Annotated in this window: 14 protein-coding genes; 11 read left to right on the top strand and 3 right to left on the bottom strand. The window is 50.9% G+C overall.

What is annotated here, in order from left to right:
* Position 1 precedes the first annotated feature (1 nt).
* From rpoD to LACSTY_RS07350, 8 genes are all read left to right on the top strand, one after another.
* Positions 2–1,252 carry an RNA polymerase sigma factor RpoD gene (gene rpoD, locus LACSTY_RS07385; protein ID WP_080958079.1) on the top strand — a complete coding sequence of 417 codons (1,251 nt, stop codon included), beginning with the start codon at positions 2–4 and terminating at the stop codon, positions 1,250–1,252.
* A 149-nt stretch (positions 1,253–1,401) separates the two neighbouring features.
* Positions 1,402–2,112, top strand: coding sequence for a tRNA (adenine(22)-N(1))-methyltransferase (locus LACSTY_RS07380; RefSeq protein ID WP_087912191.1), 711 nt, complete (start codon positions 1,402–1,404; stop codon positions 2,110–2,112).
* Positions 2,099–2,893: a Nif3-like dinuclear metal center hexameric protein gene (locus tag LACSTY_RS07375; RefSeq protein WP_087912190.1), complete on the top strand. Its 795-nt coding sequence runs from the start codon at positions 2,099–2,101 to the stop codon at positions 2,891–2,893. Before LACSTY_RS07380 ends, LACSTY_RS07375 begins: the two co-directional genes overlap by 14 nt.
* 178 nt (positions 2,894–3,071) lie before the next feature.
* Positions 3,072–3,260 (top strand): 2-hydroxymuconate tautomerase, encoded by a 189-nt coding sequence (thmT, locus tag LACSTY_RS07370; protein ID WP_025012407.1) that lies wholly within the window; start codon positions 3,072–3,074, stop codon positions 3,258–3,260.
* Between the two features lie 35 nt (positions 3,261–3,295).
* The gene (locus tag LACSTY_RS07365; RefSeq protein WP_047106198.1) at positions 3,296–3,643 is read left to right on the top strand and encodes a metal-sulfur cluster assembly factor; all 348 of its coding nucleotides are present in this window, start codon (positions 3,296–3,298) and stop codon (positions 3,641–3,643) included.
* Between the two features lie 107 nt (positions 3,644–3,750).
* Positions 3,751–4,494, top strand: a complete 744-nt coding sequence (locus LACSTY_RS07360) for an SAM-dependent methyltransferase (protein ID WP_087912189.1) — start codon at positions 3,751–3,753, stop codon at positions 4,492–4,494.
* A gap of 213 nt (positions 4,495–4,707) precedes the next feature.
* On the top strand, positions 4,708–5,664 hold the full coding sequence (locus LACSTY_RS07355; protein ID WP_087912188.1) for an ABC transporter permease: 957 nt from the start codon (positions 4,708–4,710) through the stop codon (positions 5,662–5,664).
* A complete protein-coding gene (locus LACSTY_RS07350; RefSeq protein WP_087912187.1) occupies positions 5,651–6,982 on the top strand; it encodes an RsmF rRNA methyltransferase first C-terminal domain-containing protein in 1,332 nt (443 codons plus the stop codon). Before LACSTY_RS07355 ends, LACSTY_RS07350 begins: the two co-directional genes overlap by 14 nt.
* A gap of 88 nt (positions 6,983–7,070) precedes the next feature.
* Here the strand turns inward: LACSTY_RS07350 and fni are convergent, their stop codons facing one another.
* From fni to mvk, 3 genes are read right to left on the bottom strand one after another with little or no spacing between them, the layout of a single operon-like run.
* Positions 7,071–8,105 (bottom strand): type 2 isopentenyl-diphosphate Delta-isomerase, encoded by a 1,035-nt coding sequence (gene fni / locus LACSTY_RS07345; protein WP_087912186.1) that lies wholly within the window; start codon positions 8,103–8,105, stop codon positions 7,071–7,073.
* Entirely contained in the window at positions 8,071–9,075 is a 1,005-nt protein-coding gene (mvaD, locus tag LACSTY_RS07340; protein ID WP_087912185.1) for a diphosphomevalonate decarboxylase, read from the bottom strand. The genes fni and mvaD overlap by 35 nt, the downstream gene beginning before the upstream one ends.
* A gap of 7 nt (positions 9,076–9,082) precedes the next feature.
* Positions 9,083–10,018 (bottom strand): mevalonate kinase, encoded by a 936-nt coding sequence (gene mvk, locus LACSTY_RS07335; RefSeq protein WP_087912184.1) that lies wholly within the window; start codon positions 10,016–10,018, stop codon positions 9,083–9,085.
* A 122-nt stretch (positions 10,019–10,140) separates the two neighbouring features.
* Here mvk and LACSTY_RS07330 point away from each other — a divergent pair, with 122 nt between their 5' ends.
* From LACSTY_RS07330 to LACSTY_RS07320, 3 genes are read left to right on the top strand one after another with little or no spacing between them, the layout of a single operon-like run.
* Positions 10,141–13,680, top strand: a complete 3,540-nt coding sequence (locus LACSTY_RS07330) for a PD-(D/E)XK nuclease family protein (protein ID WP_087912183.1) — start codon at positions 10,141–10,143, stop codon at positions 13,678–13,680.
* Positions 13,677–17,387 carry a helicase-exonuclease AddAB subunit AddA gene (addA, locus tag LACSTY_RS07325; RefSeq protein ID WP_087912182.1) on the top strand — a complete coding sequence of 1,237 codons (3,711 nt, stop codon included), beginning with the start codon at positions 13,677–13,679 and terminating at the stop codon, positions 17,385–17,387. The genes LACSTY_RS07330 and addA overlap by 4 nt, the downstream gene beginning before the upstream one ends.
* A 43-nt stretch (positions 17,388–17,430) precedes the next feature.
* Complete coding sequence (locus LACSTY_RS07320; RefSeq protein ID WP_306391002.1) at positions 17,431–20,211, top strand: helicase C-terminal domain-containing protein; 2,781 nt, start codon at positions 17,431–17,433, stop codon at positions 20,209–20,211.
* The last annotated feature ends 15 nt before the right edge of the window (positions 20,212–20,226 follow it).

Genomic DNA, 20,226 nt, shown 5'->3' with positions numbered 1-20,226 from the left:
AATGGCTGAGAAAAAAACAGCAACTGAAGTAAGCAAGACCACAAAGAAGACAACGGCTGCATCTGCCAAGAAGACGGCAACAGATGTGAAGGCGACGGCCAAAAAGACCGCAACCAAGAAAACAACGGCCAAGAAGACTACCGCTAGCAAGACCCACACAACCACGAAGGCATATGATAGTGCTGTCAAGGCTGTGATCAAAGATTACAAGAAGAAAAAGCAGATTACCGAAGATGACCTGACCGCTAAATTGATCAAGCCATTCGAGCTTAAGAGCAATGCGATTGATGATTTGATGCAGAAAATCGAAGACAACGGCATTGCGATCGTCGATGAAAACGGCGAGCCGGCAACCATCAGCCTGAAAAAGCAAAAGAAGGTTTCCAAGAAGGAAATGAGCGACATGTCCGCACCTTCAGGGGTCAAGATTAATGACCCTGTGCGGATGTACCTGAAGGAAATCGGTCGTGTTTCCTTACTGACGGCGGACGAAGAAGTCGCGCTGGCGCTGAAGATTGAACAAGGCGATCAGGAAGCCAAACAGCGCCTGGCTGAAGCCAATTTACGGTTGGTTGTTTCAATTGCCAAGCGGTACGTCGGCCGGGGCATGCAATTCCTGGATCTGATTCAGGAAGGTAACATGGGCCTGATGAAGGCGGTCGAGAAGTTTGATTACCGCAAAGGATTCAAGTTCTCCACGTACGCGACCTGGTGGATTCGTCAGGCGATCACCCGTGCGATTGCCGACCAAGCCCGCACCATTCGGATTCCGGTGCATATGGTTGAAACCATCAACAAGCTGATCCGCATTCAGCGGCAACTGCTTCAGGATCTTGGTCGTGAACCAACACCTGAAGAAATTGGTGCCGAAATGGATATGCCAACTGAAAAAGTCCGTGAAATCCTTAAAATCGCCCAAGAACCGGTATCCCTTGAAACCCCAATTGGTGAAGAGGACGATTCCCATTTAGGTGATTTCATTGAAGATCAGGACGCCACCAGTCCGGAAGACCATGCTTCCTATGAACTGCTCAAGGAACAGCTGGAAAGTGTTCTCGATACCTTAACTGACCGCGAAGAAAATGTTTTGCGGTTGCGCTTCGGTCTTGACGATGGTCGTACTCGGACACTGGAAGAAGTCGGCAAAGTCTTCGGTGTGACCCGCGAACGGATTCGGCAAATTGAAGCAAAGGCGCTGCGGAAACTACGCCATCCAAGTCGTTCCAAGCAACTTAAAGATTTTCTTGAATAATTAAAGCAAGTCTGCAAAGCCGCCGTCTCTCGGTTGAGAGATAGCGGCTTTTTGCGTTCAAACCAATTGATTTTAGACCGAATACCAGCATCTTCGCATCAGTTTGTTATAATGAAAACTGTTAATTAGATGAGGGGATCGTAAAGTTAATGGATCATATACATTTATCAAAGCGCCTGCAAACGATCAGTACGTTTATCGAACCCGGCGAACGGGTTGCGGATATTGGTACCGATCATGCTTTTTTACCAATTGAGCTTGTGCAGCGCGGCATCATTCAATTCGCCGTTGCAAGCGACATCGGCGCCGGTCCGGTGGCAATCGCCAAACAAAACGTGGCTGCCGCGGGGTTAACCGAGCAAATCGACGTGCGCGAGGCAGACGGTTTAGCCGGAATCAAGCCGGTTGATGCCATCTCGACCATTGTCATTGCTGGCATGGGCGGGCAATTAATTACCAATATTCTAGACGCAGGCAGTACGCGCATGGACGGCACCGAAACACTGGTACTGGCGCCGAATCGTCACCAATATGATGTCCGTCTCTGGCTAGACAAGCATGGATACGGTATTATCAGCGAACAGATTGTCGAAGATGAAGGCCATATTTACGAGATGATGGCAGCTGGCAAAACCAAGCCGGATGTTCCGTATTCAGAAGCAGATCTGCGCTTCGGCCCCATTTTGCGCCGCCAGAAAAATCCGGTGTTTATGAAAAAGATGCATCGGGAGGCTGAGAAGACCGAAGCCGTTCTTGAGGGGTTGGCAGACGCGCGAATGGTGCCACTGGCTAAGATTCGCGAACAGGAGCATATCCTGGCGCTCATTAAGGAGGAGTTAAACGCACATGACAAGCGGTAAGCAGATTATCAATCGATTCGAAGATTATGCACCTTTAAGCCTTGCTTGGGAACGGGATCCCAGTGGGCTGCAATTAGGCAATCCAGAACGAACAGTCAAAACGGTTTTGGTGACCCTTGATGTTCGTCCGGAAGTGGTTGAGGAAGCCAAAGCGGTTCATGCTGACATGATTTTTTCCCACCATCCGGCCATGTTTCGGCCAGTTCACAACCTCGACCTGCGGGTACCGCAAAACGCTATGTATGCGCAGATTCTGAAGGACGATTTGCTGGTTTATAGCGCCCATACGAATTTGGATCGGGTTCAGGAAGGTATGAATGACTGGCTGGCCGAAGCACTCGGTTTAAGCCAGGTCGTGCCGTTTATTAACGAAGGTGAAGGCGCCAATATGGGGCGGATCGGCCTTTTACCGGAACCAGTCCGGCTCGAAGCCTTCGTTGAACAGGTCAAAGCTGCTTACAACGTTAAGGGACTTCGGGTGATCGCGCGCGACTTGGATCGCCAGGTTCAGCGGGTTGCCATTCTTGGCGGTGATGGCGGCGACGCGTTCAACGATGCCAAGGAAGCCGGCGCGGATGTTTTCATTACCGGTGATGTGTACTATCACACCGGCCATGACATGTTGGCAGCGGATTTGCCCGTCATCGACCCAGGCCATCACATCGAAGCCATCATGAAAGGCAAAGTAGCCGCCTTGATCAATGAATGGGCAGCAGTAGAAGGTTGGGACGTCAAAGCTATTCCGTCCAAGTTATCCACGGATCCGTTTACGTTTATGTAGTCACCGTCAGATAATCAAAAAAATCAGCGTTCAATCACTAGGTTGGGCAAGACACTAAACTAACGCCTAGAGAATCTTGACCCATACTAGGCTTCGCGAAAACGTGCGCAAAACGGCTTTGCATGCTAAAATGAAACAAATTAACTTTCACCAATGATGATTGAAGGAGCGAAATGCTATGCCATTAGTCCATATTGATTTAATTGAAGGCCGCTCGCCGGAGCAATTGAAGGCGCTTGTCAAAGATGTGACTGCTGCAATTGTTAAGGATACCGGCGCCCCAGCTGAACATGTGCACATTGTGTTAAATGAAATGGCAAAAGAACATTACGCCGTTGCGGGTGTTTTAGCGGCCGATAAGGCGTAAGGTTCTGCAAGTTTTTTGGAAAGAAGGGACCGCTGATGGCAGATCATGACGAAGCCGCCACCCAGGATCAGGCATATTTTGATAAAATGAAGCAACAGATTCTTGATGCGCTGGAGACAGTGATCGATCCTGAATTGGGAATCGATTTGATTAATCTTGGGCTCATTTACGGGGTTGATCTGGATGAAGATGGCAAGTGTACCGTTGAAATGACGCTGACCACGATGGGTTGCCCATTGACGGATATGCTGGATGCCGATATTAAGCGGGCCTTGACTGCGATTGATGGGATCGAGAGTGTCGAAATCCATCTGGTTTGGTACCCGGCATGGGGCCCGGAACGGCTCAGTCGCTATGCCAAAATGGCACTGGGTATCCATTAACGTTTTGGTTGTCAAAATTCACCGTAAAAGCCGCCGTTTCTGGCGGCTTTTGAGTGTTTTCCTGCAAGTTTCTTTTTTACTAGCATTCGTTAAATATCGAGGTTGACATGGCTTATTGGACCCGGTTAAATGAATTAGCGCGCAAGTATACGCCCATTTTGCCACTTAAAGAACAAATGACGGCAATGGATGCGTGGCAAACGGCAGTAGCGAATCATCGCCTGCCGCAACACGCCTTACCTTGGTTAGGATTGACTGCGCCGCAAATCGAACATGCTTTAGCTTTGCCTGACGCGCGATTGGCGGAGTTGCAGCAACTGGATCATTTGTTGCATAATTTTCGGCGTTACATTGCGTTTCATTATGGGATGTGGTCATTTGTCCACACCGACTTCTTTAACGTCTGGCATCATTTATATGGCTCCCAGCGTTATTTGGAAGTGGCAGCCGGTAATGGTTATGTTAGCGCCGGTTTGCGGGCACAAGGCGATACCACGATTACAACGGACGCGCACACTTGGGTCAAAGAAAACGTGACCGGCCAGCAACCTTTAGTCCCAGTTAAAACCGCCACCGCTAATGCTTCCTTGTTCCTATATGCCGACCAGGTTGATGCGGTGGTCATGGCGTGGAGCCCGGATAAGGATCCGAACGATGTGCGCTTTTTACATATCATGGCGCGGTCTTTTCCCGATAAACAATTGTTTGTGATCGGTGAGCGCCAAGGGGCCACCAACAGTCGCTTGTTTTGGCAGGAAGCTCGACAGGTACCGGATAGACGCGTGTTCGCGTTGAATCGAGCTTTGGGTCATTTTGATGCGATTCATGAGCGGGTGTATCGGTTGCAGTGATGCTGGCTGGTGGGGTGGTTACTATTTCTGATAGTCTACTGCTAGTTAAAAAGTGGGTTTTCCTTTCACCATAACGCGTTCGCCGGCGCAGGGGTCTGCGTGTAAGGACCTTGGTCGCAATGGCCTAAGCCCGGGCCATCGCGACCAAGGCCGCTTACACTCCGACCCCTAAGCGCGCCGGCTCACGCTCAGCTCACTTCACAGGAGGGTCTCGTGAAAAAATTATTTTTGATTGATTTTCTATGGATCGGCTTGGCGATTTTGGCTGGGTTGGTTTGGTCGCAGCATGATCAAAATGAATATGCCAGTCAGCTGGATCATCTTGGGATGTCTGAAATGGCGCAGGAATATGTCACGAGCAGTTCGCGAAGTGTGACGAAGGCGGTGGCTGAGCTTGAGAAAACCGATTTTTCCGGTTACCAAGTGCAGTTTGTGACGAAACAGCTGGTTTACGTGTATCAACGTGGGTCGGTCGCGAGTCTTCCAGTGGAAACCGGACAATGGTTTTCAACGGGGGATTTTGCCTCAAGTCTGCCCGTGGCGGTGGTCGGCCATGATTTAGCAGATAAGCTTTATACCGGCAGTAATAATCAACGTTATCTGAGTGTTAACAGCCAGTACATTCCGGTCATGGGGACAGTCGGTACGCGCAAGGGCAGCCCCCTTAACAAAGCAGTTTTCCTGAATGCTTCGCCGAGTATGGCGAATGAAGGTCTGACCTTGAAGCACGTTAAAATTTATGTCGATGGCGCCAATCAGCATAGTAAGACATTGAAAACTATTTTACGGGCAAGTCGTGTCCATCGCGTTCATTTTAGCGACAGCGATGCGGCTACCTGGTGGCGCGCTTATGGGCAAACTGCTTTATTCTGTGTGTTACTGCTAATGGGAGCAGGAATCTTAAGTTTATTGATGGTGACGTTGATCGGGCCGTTACAAACATCCGGCTTGGAAATCAACATGCGTGCCAGATATTTACGCGGTGTTTTATCTAGCTGTGCTAGTCACGTGGGCATCAGTCTGTTTCTCGGCGGCCTGTTTGCCAATTGGTGGTTCTACTTTACCACCCGGACCAATATCTGGAGTTTTCTGGTTATTTTAACGATCGCCACTATTATTTTCCTGCGTTACTTAATTCGCAGAAAGGATCGAACAAGTGCAACTACCTGAAGCTTTTAAAGAAAAATATACCCGGCTATTAGGTGCGGATGCAGCGGCTTTTTTGGCCAGTTTTGATGCAGCACCGGTGAGTGGCTTCCGGCGTGATCCCGCCAAACCCTGGCCGCTGGATGAAGCAACGGATGATCCTGTTCCTTGGAGTCCTTGGGGGTATTACGGCAAAATTGCCGGAAACGATATTGATCATGTGGCCGGTCTCGTTTACAGCCAGGAACCCAGCGCTCAGTTTGTGGGCACGGTCGCTGCGCCACAAGCAGGTGAACGGCTTCTTGATCTTTGCGCCGCTCCTGGCGGTAAGTCGACGCAATTGGCTAGTTATCTGGGCGATACCGGGTTGCTCGTTAGCAATGAAATCAACCCGGCCCGATCCAAGGTGTTATCCGGCAATCTCGAGCGCTGGGGCAGTCAAAACATTTTGGTGACCAATAATGATCCCGACACGTTGGCGAAGGCTTGGCCGCAAACATTTGACCGAATTTTGGTTGATGCACCGTGTTCAGGCGAAGGCATGTTTCGCAAGGATCCGGATGCGGTTCAATATTGGCATCGCGATTATCCGGCCGAATGCGCTGCCAGACAGAAGCAGATTCTGCAAGCGGCCGTTAAAATGCTGCAACCCGGCGGCGAGTTGATTTATTCGACATGCACCTTCAGTCCGGAAGAAGACGAGCAAATCATCGCATGGTTACTGGCAAACTATGACATGACAGTTGAGCCCATCAAAACCTATTCGGGAATGGAAGCCGGGCGACCGGAATGGGCCGATGGCAACCAAGAGTTAGCCAAAACGGTACGCTTGTTCCCACATCGGCTGCGCGGCGAAGGTCATTTTGTGGCTAAATTACGCCTAGCTGGCGAAAAAACGGTGCACACACCTGCAACGGTTTCAGTCAAACCTTTAGCGAAGCCAGCAATGGAAGAGGTCCGCGACTTTTTTGCGACCAGTTTAAATCAGCCGTTAACCGGGCAATTCTATCGTCACGGTGATTTCTTGTCATTGCTGCCAGCAACCATGCTGCCATTTGACCGGGTCAAAGTGGTGCGGGCAGGTTTGGAACTTGGCAGTTTTCGCAAAAAACGTTTCGAACCCAGCCACAGTTTGGCCACCGCATTATCGGCAAATACGTTTCAGACCGTCATCGAGGTTGATCAGGGTGATTATGCCCGCTATCGCCATGGTGAAACCTTATCGGCAACCGCCGCTGGTAAGCGATTTGTGTTACTCACGTTTGAACACAAACCGTTTGCGATCGGCAAATTGGTCAATGGCACCATCAAGAACTTTTATCCAAAAGGGCTGCGCGTTTAGCCAGTAATCGGTATTAAAAAAGATGATCCAAGAGTGCGACTTTTGACTCTTAGATCATCTTTTTTGCCGGACCCACTGCTGTTAACGGTCAAATCGCCGGCAAATTGCGAGCACGGCGATAATGCTCCAGCTCGGTGCCGAGAAGGGCGGGAGCACTTTGCAAAGCTTGCCAGTTTGTGACGCCAAGCAATGCATAGAGTTGCCGGATCTGGTGTAGAAACTCCTGAAAATAAGCAAGGGTTGCGGCATAGCCGGTTTGAATCAAATGATGAAGCACAAGTCCGCTAATCCCGACCGCGTGTGCGCCTAACCGCTGCGCCTTGACCACATCTAGCGGTGAACGAACGCCACCGGTCGCCAGAATCGTCAGCGGCAAACCCCGGGCTTCAAGCAAGGATTCAGCCGTCGTCTGACCCCAGTCCCGCATATACGCAAAGTCCTGCTGCGGCCGGCGTGCATTTTCAATGACGGCAAAATTGGTGCCGCCACGACCGCCTACATCGACATAGCGGATACCAAGCTGTTGCAAGGTCTGCAAGTCTTCACGAATAAATCCGTTACCGACTTCTTTTGCCACCACCGGGACGGAGACTCCCGCCGCGATCGCCTGAATGTTGTCCTGCCATAAAAAGTCGCGATCACCTTCAGGCATAACAACTTCCTGCGCCGCATTCAAATGCACCTCCAGCGCATTCGCGTGCAACATGGCCACTGCCTTCTTGGCTGCGTGTACATCATGACCGGCACCGATGTTAGCCAGAATAAAGCCATCAGGATTGTGTTGCCGTAATGTCGTGAATGTTGAACTCAACTCGGGATCATGCAAGGCGACTGACTGCGAACCACTGGCAATTGCAACACCCAACGCATTTGCCAATCCGCCGAGTTGGGTATTCAATTTGCCGGTCTGTGGCGAACCGCCAGTCATCGCGTTAATATAAATCGGCCAGCGCCACCCAAAAGGTAACGGAGGCGTCAGATCAACATCAGCTAAGGCCGTTTCCGGAAGCGCACGATGAAGCAGTCGGATTTGATCAAACCCGGCATTAGCATCGGCTTTGAAATATTTTTCCGCCAAGAAGACGTGCTCATCCTTGCGATGTGATTGCTGACTCTGTGTCATCAAACTGCTCCTTTGTAATCACTTGAGCGTCTGGGCCAATTTTAGTGCTGAGGATGCGATCACCGAAAGCTGGCCGCAATGCGGTCATGAGCACATCCACATAGGGTGCCGTTGTGAGAATTTTGACATTAGGTCCCGCATCCATAGTAACAAAGGCCGGAATACCGAGTCGGCGCTGTTCCTGCACCAATTGCCAGGCGCGTAAGGTTTCTGGCAGAAAATAGGTAAACGGCGGCTCTTCAGCCATGATCGCAGCGTGCATACGCATACTTGACAATTCAGTGAGCGCGCCGATCGTGTCAAAATCGTCTTCAGCCAACGCCGTGATCATGGGACTTATCAAGGTTTCGTTAGCCTCCACCCACGCCTGGTAATAAGGGCTGGTTGCGGCCGTATTGGCCATGCCGGTGCGGGAACTGACCGCTTTTTTCTGATCCGAAACGGTGACAACCAACATGCGTAACGGCAAGGTCGGCTGAATCGCCAAGGGTTCGGCAAATGAAGAGGCATCGTCAAAGCCGCGATGCCAGATGACGGCGCCGCCAAAAATCGATCGGGTTGCCGAGCCGGATCCGCGCCGAGCCAAACGCGATAAGTCGGTCGGGGATAAATCTAAGCCAGCGGCACGACTGGCGGCCAATGCCAATGCCGCAAATGCCGAGGCAGAACTGGCCAAACCGGCAGCAGTTGGTACGTGGTTCAACGAGCTCACCCGGGCGCGGGTTTTAATATTAGCTAACTTCCGGACGTGATCCAAGAACCGGCTGACAGCGACTGGCGATTGTGGTTGATCATTGAGGACAAACTGGTCTTCTGAAAGTGTTGAATCAAACGTCACCGCTGTATCTGTATAAAAATCGTTCAGCGTCAGAGAAATGCTGCTCGTTGCCGGCAACATAAACTTCTTGTCAGCTTTACCCCAGTATTTAATGAGCGCAATATTCGTATGCGCACGTGCGTAAGTTGTCATAGGTGCCTCATTTCGTTTCAAAGTGATATTCCCAGACCTTGACCGCATTAGCTGCTTTAAGCGCCTGAATAATCGTCGGCGCCTGGTCTTCTGCAGCAAGGGCAATCATACAGCCGCCCATGCCGGAGCCAGTTAATTTAGCCCCATATGCGCCGTGATCGATGGCGACATTAATCAATCGATCCAGCTCCGGACTACTGACACCAAGTGCAGCCAAATCGGCCTGATCGCGATTCAATAGTTGCCCTAACATGATGATATCATCCTGTGCCAAAGCTAATGCTGCCTGGCGAACCGCGGTGCCGATGTCCGTAATAAGCGGTCGATAAACTTTAGGCGCCTGTTTAAGCTTTTGCGCGACAAGATCGACCGCGACTTTGGTTTGACCCGCAATGCCGGTATCAGCAATGAGCAAAACGCCATTCCGCGGCATCATGATTGACCGCAATGATTTGCCCCGAACAAACCACTGCGGCTTTTCGGCACTAGCCGTTGCTGCATCTAAGCCGCTGGGGTTGCCATGTAGCGCTTTTTCGGAAATATCGGCCCAGTTCAACAACGCCGTGCGCGTTAACGGCGTCTGAAACGCATCGTAAAAGGCCCGCACGACCGCCACCGCAGTTGCAGCTGATGATCCCATTCCTCGCTCAGATGGCAAGGCACTAGTAATGGTGAGGTGAAAACCTTGCTTACTGGCATCGAAGAACACAAGCAACCGGCGAATCAGCATGGCAATGCCGGCAAAGTTGGTCAGCTGACCCGCGTTCAAATCACCGGTAAAAAAAGCCGACGTCACCTCTTGGCGACCATCAGGCAGCGGCGCCACCCGTGCTGACAAGCCGATGCTTTTGACCGGAAGCGCAATAGCGGGTTCCCCATAAACGACCGCGTGCTCCCCAATAAGAATAATTTTTGCGTAACTTTTACCCGTCCCGATTTCCATATAAACACCTCGTTAATATTCTTTACTTATGATAGCGCAAACGCCGATCGGACACTACTTAGTTATGCTAGACTAAAGCATAAGTCATCATCACCATTGATTGAAACTTGAGGAGGCACAGCATGGGGCTGCAGTTTATTTTAGGCGACGCAACAAGGGATCATGCCCAAACCATGGCAGCTATGATCCAGGAACAACTCGCGGCTGATCCGCAAAATCAGATTTTCTTTTTAGTGCCGAACCATATTAAATTCGAAGCAGAAATCGATCTTCTCAAACGCTTGCGCCAATTGCAACAGGGTGAGGCGGATGCGTACGCTCAGAGTCGGGTGCAGGTACTGTCATTTTCGCGTCTGGCCTGGTTTTATTTGAAAAACACGCCACTTTATCAACAACCACGGCTTGATCAGGCAAGCAATACCATGTTGGTGGCCAAAATTCTGGCTGATCGGCAAGACGACTTGACCATTTATGCCGGCGAAGCGCAACATACCGGTTTTGTGACGCAACTTGCCGATCAACTAAGCGAATTGATGATCGGCCGCATCACGGCCGAAGATCTGATGCATACGGTATCGGCTTTAGCTCCCGGTGATCGGCATCGCGCGAAGTTGCGCGATTTGGGAATCATTCTTGACCAATATGAAGCAGAAATCGGCCCTTATGCCACGACCGCAAGTTTACTGAGTGGCTTGCAGCAAGCCATGCGCACGCAGGACCTAAGCCATACGTTTATCTATCTCAATGATTTTAACGTATTTTCTGCTTCCGAGTCCGCGTTAGTCGAAACCATGCTCGAAACGGCCGCCGAGGTAACGCTCGGGTTAGTTTTGAATAAGCCCTATCCGCTTAATCCGCCTGTTGCTCCCAACTTATTTTTACCCGCTGGCCGACTTTATCAACGGCTTTATCAAAAGGCGAAAACGCTGCATGTTCCGATTCGCCCGGATCGATTTGCGGCACCTCGTCAAATCAGTCGCGGCATGCAACAAGTTGCAAATTGGTGGGAGGCCAATACGGACCTGCAACCATCAACAGCTCCGACTTCTGAAACCGGTGAGCAAATTCATCTGGCCATCGCGACCGACCCGTATCAGGAACTGCGGCATGTGGCTCAGCACATTTATCGCGCAGTTCGGCATGGTGCGCGCTATCGTGATTTCCTGATTTTAGCACGACGATTGGAACCCTATGCAACCGTGATTCCGGCGATTTTTGCCGAATTTTCGATCCCGCAGTTTACTGATTTGCAACGACCGATGAAGGACCATCCGCTAGTTGTCCTGATGGAAAGTCTGTTTGCAATTCAAAAACACGATTATCAGTATCAGGATGTCATGCGTCTACTACACACAGAACTATTGTTGCCGGAAGGGATGTCACTGGCCGAATTTCGGGATGCAGTGGACACAACGGATAACCACCTAGTGCGGACGGGCATTGCCGGGAAGCAGCGCTGGACGCAACCAGCTGCATGGCGCTATTTTCAGCGCAATCCTGACGCCGATGATCCGCAGATGGATCCGGAAGCTGCTAAAACCGCGCAGATCAATGCGATTAAAACGTTGATCGCCCAAACCGTCCCAACGTTGCTAAAACAGTGGCAGACCGCAAAAACAGGGGCGGAGGCTGCAGGTGACCTGTATCGTTGGTTGGACGCAAATGGCGTTGTTGATCAACTGCGCGCTTGGCGACAAACTGCCAGTGACGCCGGTGATCTGACCCGCAACCGCGCCCATGAACAGGCGTGGACCACTTTTACCGCGTTATTGGACGACTATGTCACGATCTTGGGCAGTGCCAAATTTGACCGGGAGCAGTTTCACGAATTGCTGGCCGCGGGATTTGCCAGTGCCACGTACACCCAGATTCCAGCGACGCTTGACGCGGTTGTTATTTCTGAAACCGGATTGGTGCGGCTAGCGAAGGCAAAACATGTATTCGTCATTGGTGCAACCAATACGGCCATGCCGGATGTTCCCACTGATGATGGCGTGTTGAACAGTGAGGAGCGCCAATTGTTGGCTGCTCAATTGCCGGATGATCGCTTCTTGCCTGAACAGGGACCGGCAACGACTTTAGGCGATCCATTTATCAATTACCTAGGCTTCATGGCAGCGTCAGACGAATTGACGTTGAGCTATCCGGTTCAAAACGCCCAGGAAAACAGCGAAAATCAGGCCTCACCTTATTTTCAGCAAATGGGAAATGCACTGCACCTAACGCCAACCGCCTGGGCGCCGGTTTCGCTGACAACGCCAGTCGAAACCGTTTTAGGCAGTCCGCGGGCAATGTTGAGTGACTTTGTGCGCACTGCTGGTGATGCCCAACAACAAAAGCTGCCGTTGGGTCAAGCGTGGCAAAGTGTTTTGGCGGCGTTGAAACAAACCGATTTGGCAACGTTATCCCGCCGCCTCGCCGGTAGCTTAACCTATCAAAATGATCCGGGGCGCCTTGATCCGGATTTAGCTATCCAACTTTACGGGCGGGACATGAATGTGTCGGTTTCCCGGCTTGAAACTTACTATCTGAACCACTTTGAATATTTTCTCAAGTACGGCTTGCTCCTGCAACCGCGCCCGGAATTCGAACTTTCACCAGCCGACACCGGCAGCCTGTTTCATGCGGTGCTGGATCGCTATTTGACCCAACTACGCGAAGAACATGTGGCACTGGCAGACGTTGACCCAGCCGTCATCGCTGCCGCCATTCCGCCACTTGTCGAAGACATTGCCAGCCAGCCGGGCTACGAAATTCTCGGCAGCACGCATCGCATGCTCTATCTGACCAGACGTTTAAGCCGGCTACTGATCCAAGTACTGGTCAACATGCGCCAGCAACAACAACGCAGTGGGTTTCGTCCGCTGCGCACCGAATTGCAATTTGGACGAATCGGGGACACCAAAGGCTTGCCGGGGTTATCCTGGCCGTTGCCGCATGGTGGCCGCGTCAACGTTCGCGGCAAAATCGATCGCTTAGATGTTTATCGTGAACCGAATGCGCGCCGCTTTATCATTGTTGACTATAAGAGTACCCAGCATCGGTTTAATGACAGTGATGCCTATTACGGGATTGCCTTGCAAATGCTGACGTACATTGAAGCCATGACAAACGTTCCTGTCGACCCGCCGTTTGTCCCGGCCGGAGCATTGTATTTTCATCTTCAGGATCCAACGCTTCAATACACACCGACGTTGGAACCGGTCATTGAGCGGCTCAAGAAATTCAAGTATCTGGGTTTTCTGGTTGCCAATCATGGTGACGAACTCGCCGCGGTTGATCGCACGATTTCACCGGAAAGTGGCGGCGCTAGCGAGGTTGCTCCGTTAGGGTTTAAAAAGGATGGCAGCTTCAACCGTAGTCAGTCGAATATTTTAACGCCGGATGATTTACGCGCTTACTTGGCACACAATCAAGCACTGATCATCGATGCGGCCACTCAAATTCTCTCCGGCAATATTGACCTGGCACCTTTCCAATACGGTCAATCCTCAGAAGTCGTCAGTCGCAGTGATTACCAAAGCATCATGCTTTTTGATCCGGCAACCGGCTTTGATCATTATCATCATGTTCCTAAATTAAAACGGAAAGATGTCGTCAATCGCCTCACAACGGACCCTAAGCAGACGCCAGATTCTAAAAAGGAGACACCGCAATCATGACAAAATTTACTTCGTCTCAACAGGCAGCGATCGATCATCATGGCCATGATGTGCTGGTTTCTGCTTCTGCCGGTAGCGGCAAAACGACGGTGTTAGTTGAACGGATTATTCAGAAGATCCTCAAACAGCATGCCGATATCACCAGAATGTTGATCGTCACTTTTACCCGCGCAGCAACCGCCGAAATGCGGACCAAAATTCAGTCGGCTTTAAAGCAGACACTGACGCAAAAACGGCATGAACTCAATGCCGAGGACCGCCGCCATTTAGCCAATCAGATTGCGATGGTGAACGCGGCCAAAATCAGTACTTTGGATGCTTTTAGCCTGCAGATTGTCCAAACCTACTATTACGTCATCGATCTTGATCCTGGTTTTCGGTTACTTACGGATGAAACAGAACGTTATATGTTGCAGGAACGCGTGTGGAATGACTTACGCGAGCAATTCTATGCTGGTGACGATGCCGCCGCTTTTGAGCAGTTAACGGCTAATTTTAGCGGTGACCGTGATGACAGTGGCCTCCAGGATTTGATGTTTGAGCTAATGCGTCAAGCAGCGGCGACGACCGATCCTGAAGCCTATTTGCGTCAATTAGCCGAACCGTATGCACCCGAGGCGTGGGAGCAAACCTTCAACACCCAGATCTGGCCGCGGATGAAACAAAAATTACTGCAAATCACCACAGATCTCACCCAAGCAGCAGCACTGGCCGATCAATTACCCAACCCGATCTGGCAGCGCCAAATCGAAGCCGATCTGGCACCACTGCAACATTTATTGGAAAATGCCGCCCCGACTTATGACACGGTCCGAGCCGTTTTGGCTGATCATCAATTTGAAACATGGTCGAGCACCAGGAAAGGGCTTGATGACAATGATAAAGCAACCAAAAAAGCGGCTAAACAATTACGTGATGCGGCCAAAACCACATGGCAAAAACAAGTTGCGCCGGAATTTGCACTGACAGGTGAACAAATCAAGGATCTGCTGCAGACGGTTCAGCCAATGATGCAAATGTTGACAAAAGTGGCACGACAGTTTTTGGCGGCCTTAACCGCTGAAAAAGCAGATCGTCATGTCCAGGATTATAGCGACATCGCCCACAACGCGTTGAAGATTCTGCAGCAACAGGATCCCCAAACCGGTGCACCGATTGCCGAGAATTATCGTGCTAGCTTCGATGAAGTGATGGTCGATGAATATCAGGATATCAGTCCGCTGCAGGAAGCATTATTAGCAGCTGTCAGCACCTCTGACCCCGGTGACCGCTTCATGGTAGGGGATGTCAAGCAAAGCATCTATGGCTTTCGGTTAGCCGATCCGCAACTCTTCATTCATAAATACCAATCTTTTGCCGATCAGCCCAGTGATCCTACCGCTCCCGAACGGATTATTCTGGCAGAGAACTTTCGCTCAACCAAGAATGTGTTGGCATTCACCAATCTTATTTTCAGCCAAATCATGGATCCAGAGGTGGGAGACTTAAGCTACGATGATCGCGCCGCTTTGAAGTATGGGGCCGTGGATTACGGCGAATGCCATCCGGCGGTCAAAATGCTGTTATACAGCAAGGCCACCTCAGATGAGGATGACGAGAGTACTGATGCACCTGATTTGCCTGAAAATGAAGACGATGATGAACCTTTAGATGTCGCCACCGGCCAAACCCAAATGGTCATTGCCGAAATTCAGCGATTGGTTGAGGATCCGGAGGCGAAGTTATGGGACCGGGCGAATCAAACTTACCGTCGGATCCATTATCGTGACATCACCTTGTTAACCCGCCAAACCACACAAAACAGTCTGATCCAGACACAGTTTGCTGCAGCCGGCGTACCGCTGTTCGTGGCGGATACGAAGAACTTCTTTAAAACCACCGAACTGATGGTCATGCTTGCGTTGCTTAAGATTATTGACAACCCCAAGCAGGATATTCCATTAGTTGCGGTTTTGCGTTCGCCAATTGTCGGACTGTCAGCGGATCAACTAGCGCTCATTCGCCTAGCAGCTAAACAGGTTCCTTACTATGATGCAGTCACTGCCTTTTTGGCTGCGACACCGTCCACGCCGTTAGCCAAGCAAACCCACGCAACACTCACACAATTTTTCCAGCAGTTAAAACATTTTCGTGACCTCGCACGGGAAAATGATCTTGTGACCTTGCTATGGGCGATTTATCAAGAAACCGGTTTTCTCGATTATGTCGGTGGAACCCCCGGTGGCAGTCAACGTCAGGCCAATTTGCAAGCCTTGATTGACCGGGCCCAAACGTATGAATCAGGCGGATTTAAGGGCCTGTTTGCCTTTATTCATTTCATCACCCTCATGCAGAAACAGGATCAGGATCTCGCCACACCTGCCCAAGTCGATCCGGATCAAGACGCGGTTAGGTTAATGACGATTCATAAAAGTAAGGGCCTCGAATTCCCGGTCGTTTTTGTCATGCAAACCAATAAACATTTTAATCGACGTGATCAACGCGGCGCGGCCATTTTGACCAAAAATGGCATCGGCGTTAAATGGCTGGATCCGGAAACCCGGGTTGAATACGAATTACCGCAGTATCAGGCCGCAAAAGCCGCCCGCCAAAATCAGACGCTTGCTGAAGAAATGCGGCTGCTGTATGTCGCCTTAACCCGAGCGCAGCAACGGCTATATGTTGTTGGGGCAACGATGAGCGGCCAGCAACTCACATCTGCCGACAAAACGGTGGCAAGATGGGCTAAAGAAGCAGAAGGCGAAGAACTGGTACTGGCTCCCCAGATTCGCAGCGCCGCGACAAATTACCTGGATTGGATCGGTCCGGCACTGATTCGCCATCCCCAAGTCAAAGGTTTAGCCGAAACTACCGTAAAGCCTGCTCTCATCGGTGATTCAACCGAATTTGCCATTGAAATCGAGGTTAATCCGCAAGTTAAACCGGCGGCCACCGCTACAAAATCAGCTCCGACTGAAGCGCCGTCACTCGACTTAAGCAGCTGGTTCAAGCAGCAGTATCCATTTCAGGCCGCCACCACCACTGCCGGCTTCCAAAGTGTTTCTGAAATCAAACGCGCCTTTGATGACCCGGATACGATGGAACTGGTGGGTGCCGATCGGTTTTTGGGAGCACAACCACCGCTGGGGGACTTAGCCGCACCGGCTTTTCTGACCCAATCGGCAGGTGGCGTCAGTGCGACCGAAGTCGGCACCGCCACCCATTTGTTGTTGCAACTGGTAGACCTGACGCAACCGGTGACGCATACAAGCCTTGATGAACTACGACGCCATCTGATAACCACGGGCGCTATCCCTAAGGAAGTAGCCACCCGTATTGACTTGTCCGCACTAGTGCGCTTTTTTGCGACTGACTTGGGTCGCCTGCTGCAGGCCAAACCGCAGCAAGTTCATCGGGAAGTGCCATTTTCCATGTTGTTGCCGGCAGATCGGTTATTCGAAGGCATGAAGGATGACCCCGGCGAAGATGTTCTGATTCACGGGATCATTGACGGTTATGTCAGTGATACCGATGGGGTGACGCTTTTTGATTATAAAACGGATCACGAACCTGATCCTGAAGTATTAGTGGCGCGTTATCGCGGTCAGTTGAACCTTTATGCACAGGCATTGACCCGGCTGCAAACCAAGCCGGTTAACCATCGTTATCTGGTTTTGTTGCGAACCGGTACGATTGTTGATTTGGTGGCCAACCCAATCGGGAAATAGTATGATAGACGCAGTATGTTTAGACGGGAATGGATAAGAATTTATGAATGCTGACACCACGTTTGCTGTGGTCGATCTGGAAACAACCGGCACCAGCGTCAAAGATGGCGACCGGATGATTCAGTTCGGATGTGCCTTGTTGCGCCATGGCAAAATCATTCAAACAATTTCACAAATGGTTAATCCTGATCGCTCGGTGCCGCAGACCATTCTACGGCTGACAGGGATTAATCCCGATCGGTTAGTCGCAGCACCGTATTTTGACGAAGTGGCACCGGTCTTACACGACTTGCTGACAAACACGGTTTTTGTTGCGCACAACGTTAATTTCGATTATCCATTTTTGAATGCGGAATTTGAACGGGTCGGCTTGCCAAAATTGCAGTTGGAAGCCATTGATACCGTTGAACTGGCGCAGGTTTTGCTGCCGGAAATCAGCAGCTTTCGCTTGAGCGATTTAACCGCGTATCTTGCCATTCGACACGATAATCCACACCAAGCCGACAGCGACGCGATCAGCACCGGCAAATTGCTATTACAATTAACCAAACGATTTCAGGAACTGCCTAGTCCGACCCAACAGGCGCTAATTCAACATCGCGACGGATTTATTCGGGAAACCGGCGATTACCTCAACCTGATTGCGACACCGCCGCAGCCGCTTAAAAAAGCCTACGTTCAAGTCGGCTCGTTGGTGCTGCGGCGGCCCGTGACACCGACAACCGACTTTGCACTTTCAGGCGCTTATCCGGCAACCGACTTAGCCAAAAAGCATCTGTTGCAACCGCGTTATCGGTTTCGCAAGGCACAAGCCAAAATGATGGATGCCATCTTTGCCCATACGCATCAACCTGAGCAACCATTATTTGTAGAAGCCGGCACAGGGTTAGGGAAGACATTAGGCTATCTCTTACCTTATGCTTACGCTGCGACCCCCGAGCACAAACTGGTTATTGCAACGCCAACATTGGTTTTGCAAACCCAGCTCATGCAGAAAGCCATTCCGGCACTCAACGACTTGCTAGGGCGCACAGTACCAAGTGTGGAAGTTAAAAGCCCGCAGCATTATCTGGATCTAAATAAATTTGCTGCCAGCCTGCATCAGGAAGCACCGACCCGGCAAACCCAGTTACTGCAAATGAAATTGTTGGTTTGGCTGACTCAGACAACGACAGGTGATTTGGACGAGTTGCATCTGACGACATATCGTGCGCCCTTGTTTTTGCAGATTCGGCACACCGGCGATGTCGGTACGCCGTTTACCAATCCGTTTTACACGTTGGATTTTTATCGACGTCTGCAAACGGCCACGGACGCAGCGGTAATTGTGGTCACGAATCATGCCTTTCTTGCGCGCCATGTCGAGCAACTTGCAGGTGGACAGCCATTTTTGGTGGTGGATGAAGCACAGCATTTTGCGGATAACACCGCAGCAGCGTTCGCCCAACATATGGCGTTAGGCCATTTGCGGCGTCAATTGCGCCATCTATGGCAGTTAAGCGATCCCGATGAATCTCACTCCTTAGTTGCGGTTTATCAAAGCGAGCCGGCGATGCAAATGGTTCTGCGACAACTACATCAGTTAACGGAAACGGCGCAAACAACCGTCACCACTTTGCAGCAAGACATCTACCGGCACTTTTTCCACGGTAAAACGACGGCGATGTCTGGTTTTGTCAATTTAAGTTTGGATCCGGCCGCCGTCGACTGGCTACGTGAAACTCAGTCGGATAAGGTTAAACTATTAATCAAAGTCATTGGCCGGCTAACAGTGACGGCGGATAAACTGACGGCGGATTTTAATAAACGCCCACGGTTCTTTTTAAAAAGTGACGGTCAACGTTTTCAGGCACTGGCAGCGTTGCGCATGAGCTTGGCTGATCAACGCAATCGGCTGCAGGAAATGCTTCGGCGATTGCCGGAGCTAATCAACGGCCGGGCTGCCGTTGCGTCAATTACCTTGAGCCAGGTGAAGGATGTGGCAAGCTTAGGCTTAAGTTGGGATGTTTTTCAAGTTGGCGCGGCGGTGCAACAGTTACTTCGGCAATTTACGGCACCGGTTTTCGTCGGCGCAACGTTGACGGCTGCCCGCTCCTTTGATTTTTTGACCCGGCAACTAGGCTACCCTGAGTTGCCGGAAACGAGTTTTCTGAAACTCCGCAGTCCGTTTCATTATCGTGACCAAGCCAAGGTGTTGGTTGCGACAGATGCGCCAAACGCCAGCGAGGTGTCAGCATCAGCCTATGCAGACTACCTCGCTCAGGCAATTGAGCTGCTAGCCGACAATCAGCATCAAACCATTGTCCTGTTCAACTCTCTGAATGTGATTGACGAGGTTTATCAGCGACTGATCCATCGCCCCATTGCCGACCTCAAAGAACTGTTGGCACAAGGCGTGACCGGCTCGGCGGAAAAGATTGCCAAGCGCTTTGCAGTCGGCGAACAGAGCTTGTTGTTAGGCGCTGCCAGCTTTTTTGAAGGTATCGACTATCCTGATCGCTTGCTCGAAATGGTCATCTTAACCCGCTTACCGTTTGACGCACCGGAAGCACCCATCACCAAGGCCCGCTATGCGCAAATCAAAGCCAGCGGCGGCGATCCATTCACCAACGATGCACTGCCACGAGCAACGCTTCGCTTACGCCAAAGCTTCGGCCGCCTTATCCGTACCGAAACCGACCGCGGTGCTTTCGTCATCTTGGATCCGCGCTTCATCACTACGCAATACGGTAAAAAGATGCAAAAATCCTTACCGAATATTAAACCCATGACCATGCCTCTAAACGATATGCCAGAGTATGTCAAAATGTGGCTAAGAGCGTGAACCGGCGCGCTTAGG

Origin of the sequence: Lacticaseibacillus styriensis, from assembly GCF_030770295.1 — a bacterium.
GTDB lineage: Bacteria > Bacillota > Bacilli > Lactobacillales > Lactobacillaceae > Lacticaseibacillus > Lacticaseibacillus casei.
This window is presented reverse-complemented; position numbering and strand designations above follow the sequence as displayed.

Excerpts from the sequence above, each read along its gene's own strand:
- rpoD (WP_080958079.1), top strand. The coding sequence starts at position 2 with ATGGCTGAGAAAAAAACAGCAACTGAAGTAAGCAAGACCACAAAGAAG.
- LACSTY_RS07380 (WP_087912191.1), top strand. The coding sequence starts at position 1,402 with ATGGATCATATACATTTATCAAAGCGCCTGCAAACGATCAGTACGTTT.
- LACSTY_RS07375 (WP_087912190.1), top strand. The coding sequence starts at position 2,099 with ATGACAAGCGGTAAGCAGATTATCAATCGATTCGAAGATTATGCACCT.
- thmT (WP_025012407.1), top strand. The coding sequence starts at position 3,072 with ATGCCATTAGTCCATATTGATTTAATTGAAGGCCGCTCGCCGGAGCAA.
- LACSTY_RS07365 (WP_047106198.1), top strand. The coding sequence starts at position 3,296 with ATGGCAGATCATGACGAAGCCGCCACCCAGGATCAGGCATATTTTGAT.
- LACSTY_RS07360 (WP_087912189.1), top strand. The coding sequence starts at position 3,751 with ATGGCTTATTGGACCCGGTTAAATGAATTAGCGCGCAAGTATACGCCC.
- fni (WP_087912186.1), bottom strand. The coding sequence starts at position 8,105 with ATGACACAGAGTCAGCAATCACATCGCAAGGATGAGCACGTCTTCTTG.
- mvaD (WP_087912185.1), bottom strand. The coding sequence starts at position 9,075 with ATGACAACTTACGCACGTGCGCATACGAATATTGCGCTCATTAAATAC.
- mvk (WP_087912184.1), bottom strand. The coding sequence starts at position 10,018 with ATGGAAATCGGGACGGGTAAAAGTTACGCAAAAATTATTCTTATTGGG.
- LACSTY_RS07330 (WP_087912183.1), top strand. The coding sequence starts at position 10,141 with ATGGGGCTGCAGTTTATTTTAGGCGACGCAACAAGGGATCATGCCCAA.
- addA (WP_087912182.1), top strand. The coding sequence starts at position 13,677 with ATGACAAAATTTACTTCGTCTCAACAGGCAGCGATCGATCATCATGGC.
- LACSTY_RS07320 (WP_306391002.1), top strand. The coding sequence starts at position 17,431 with ATGAATGCTGACACCACGTTTGCTGTGGTCGATCTGGAAACAACCGGC.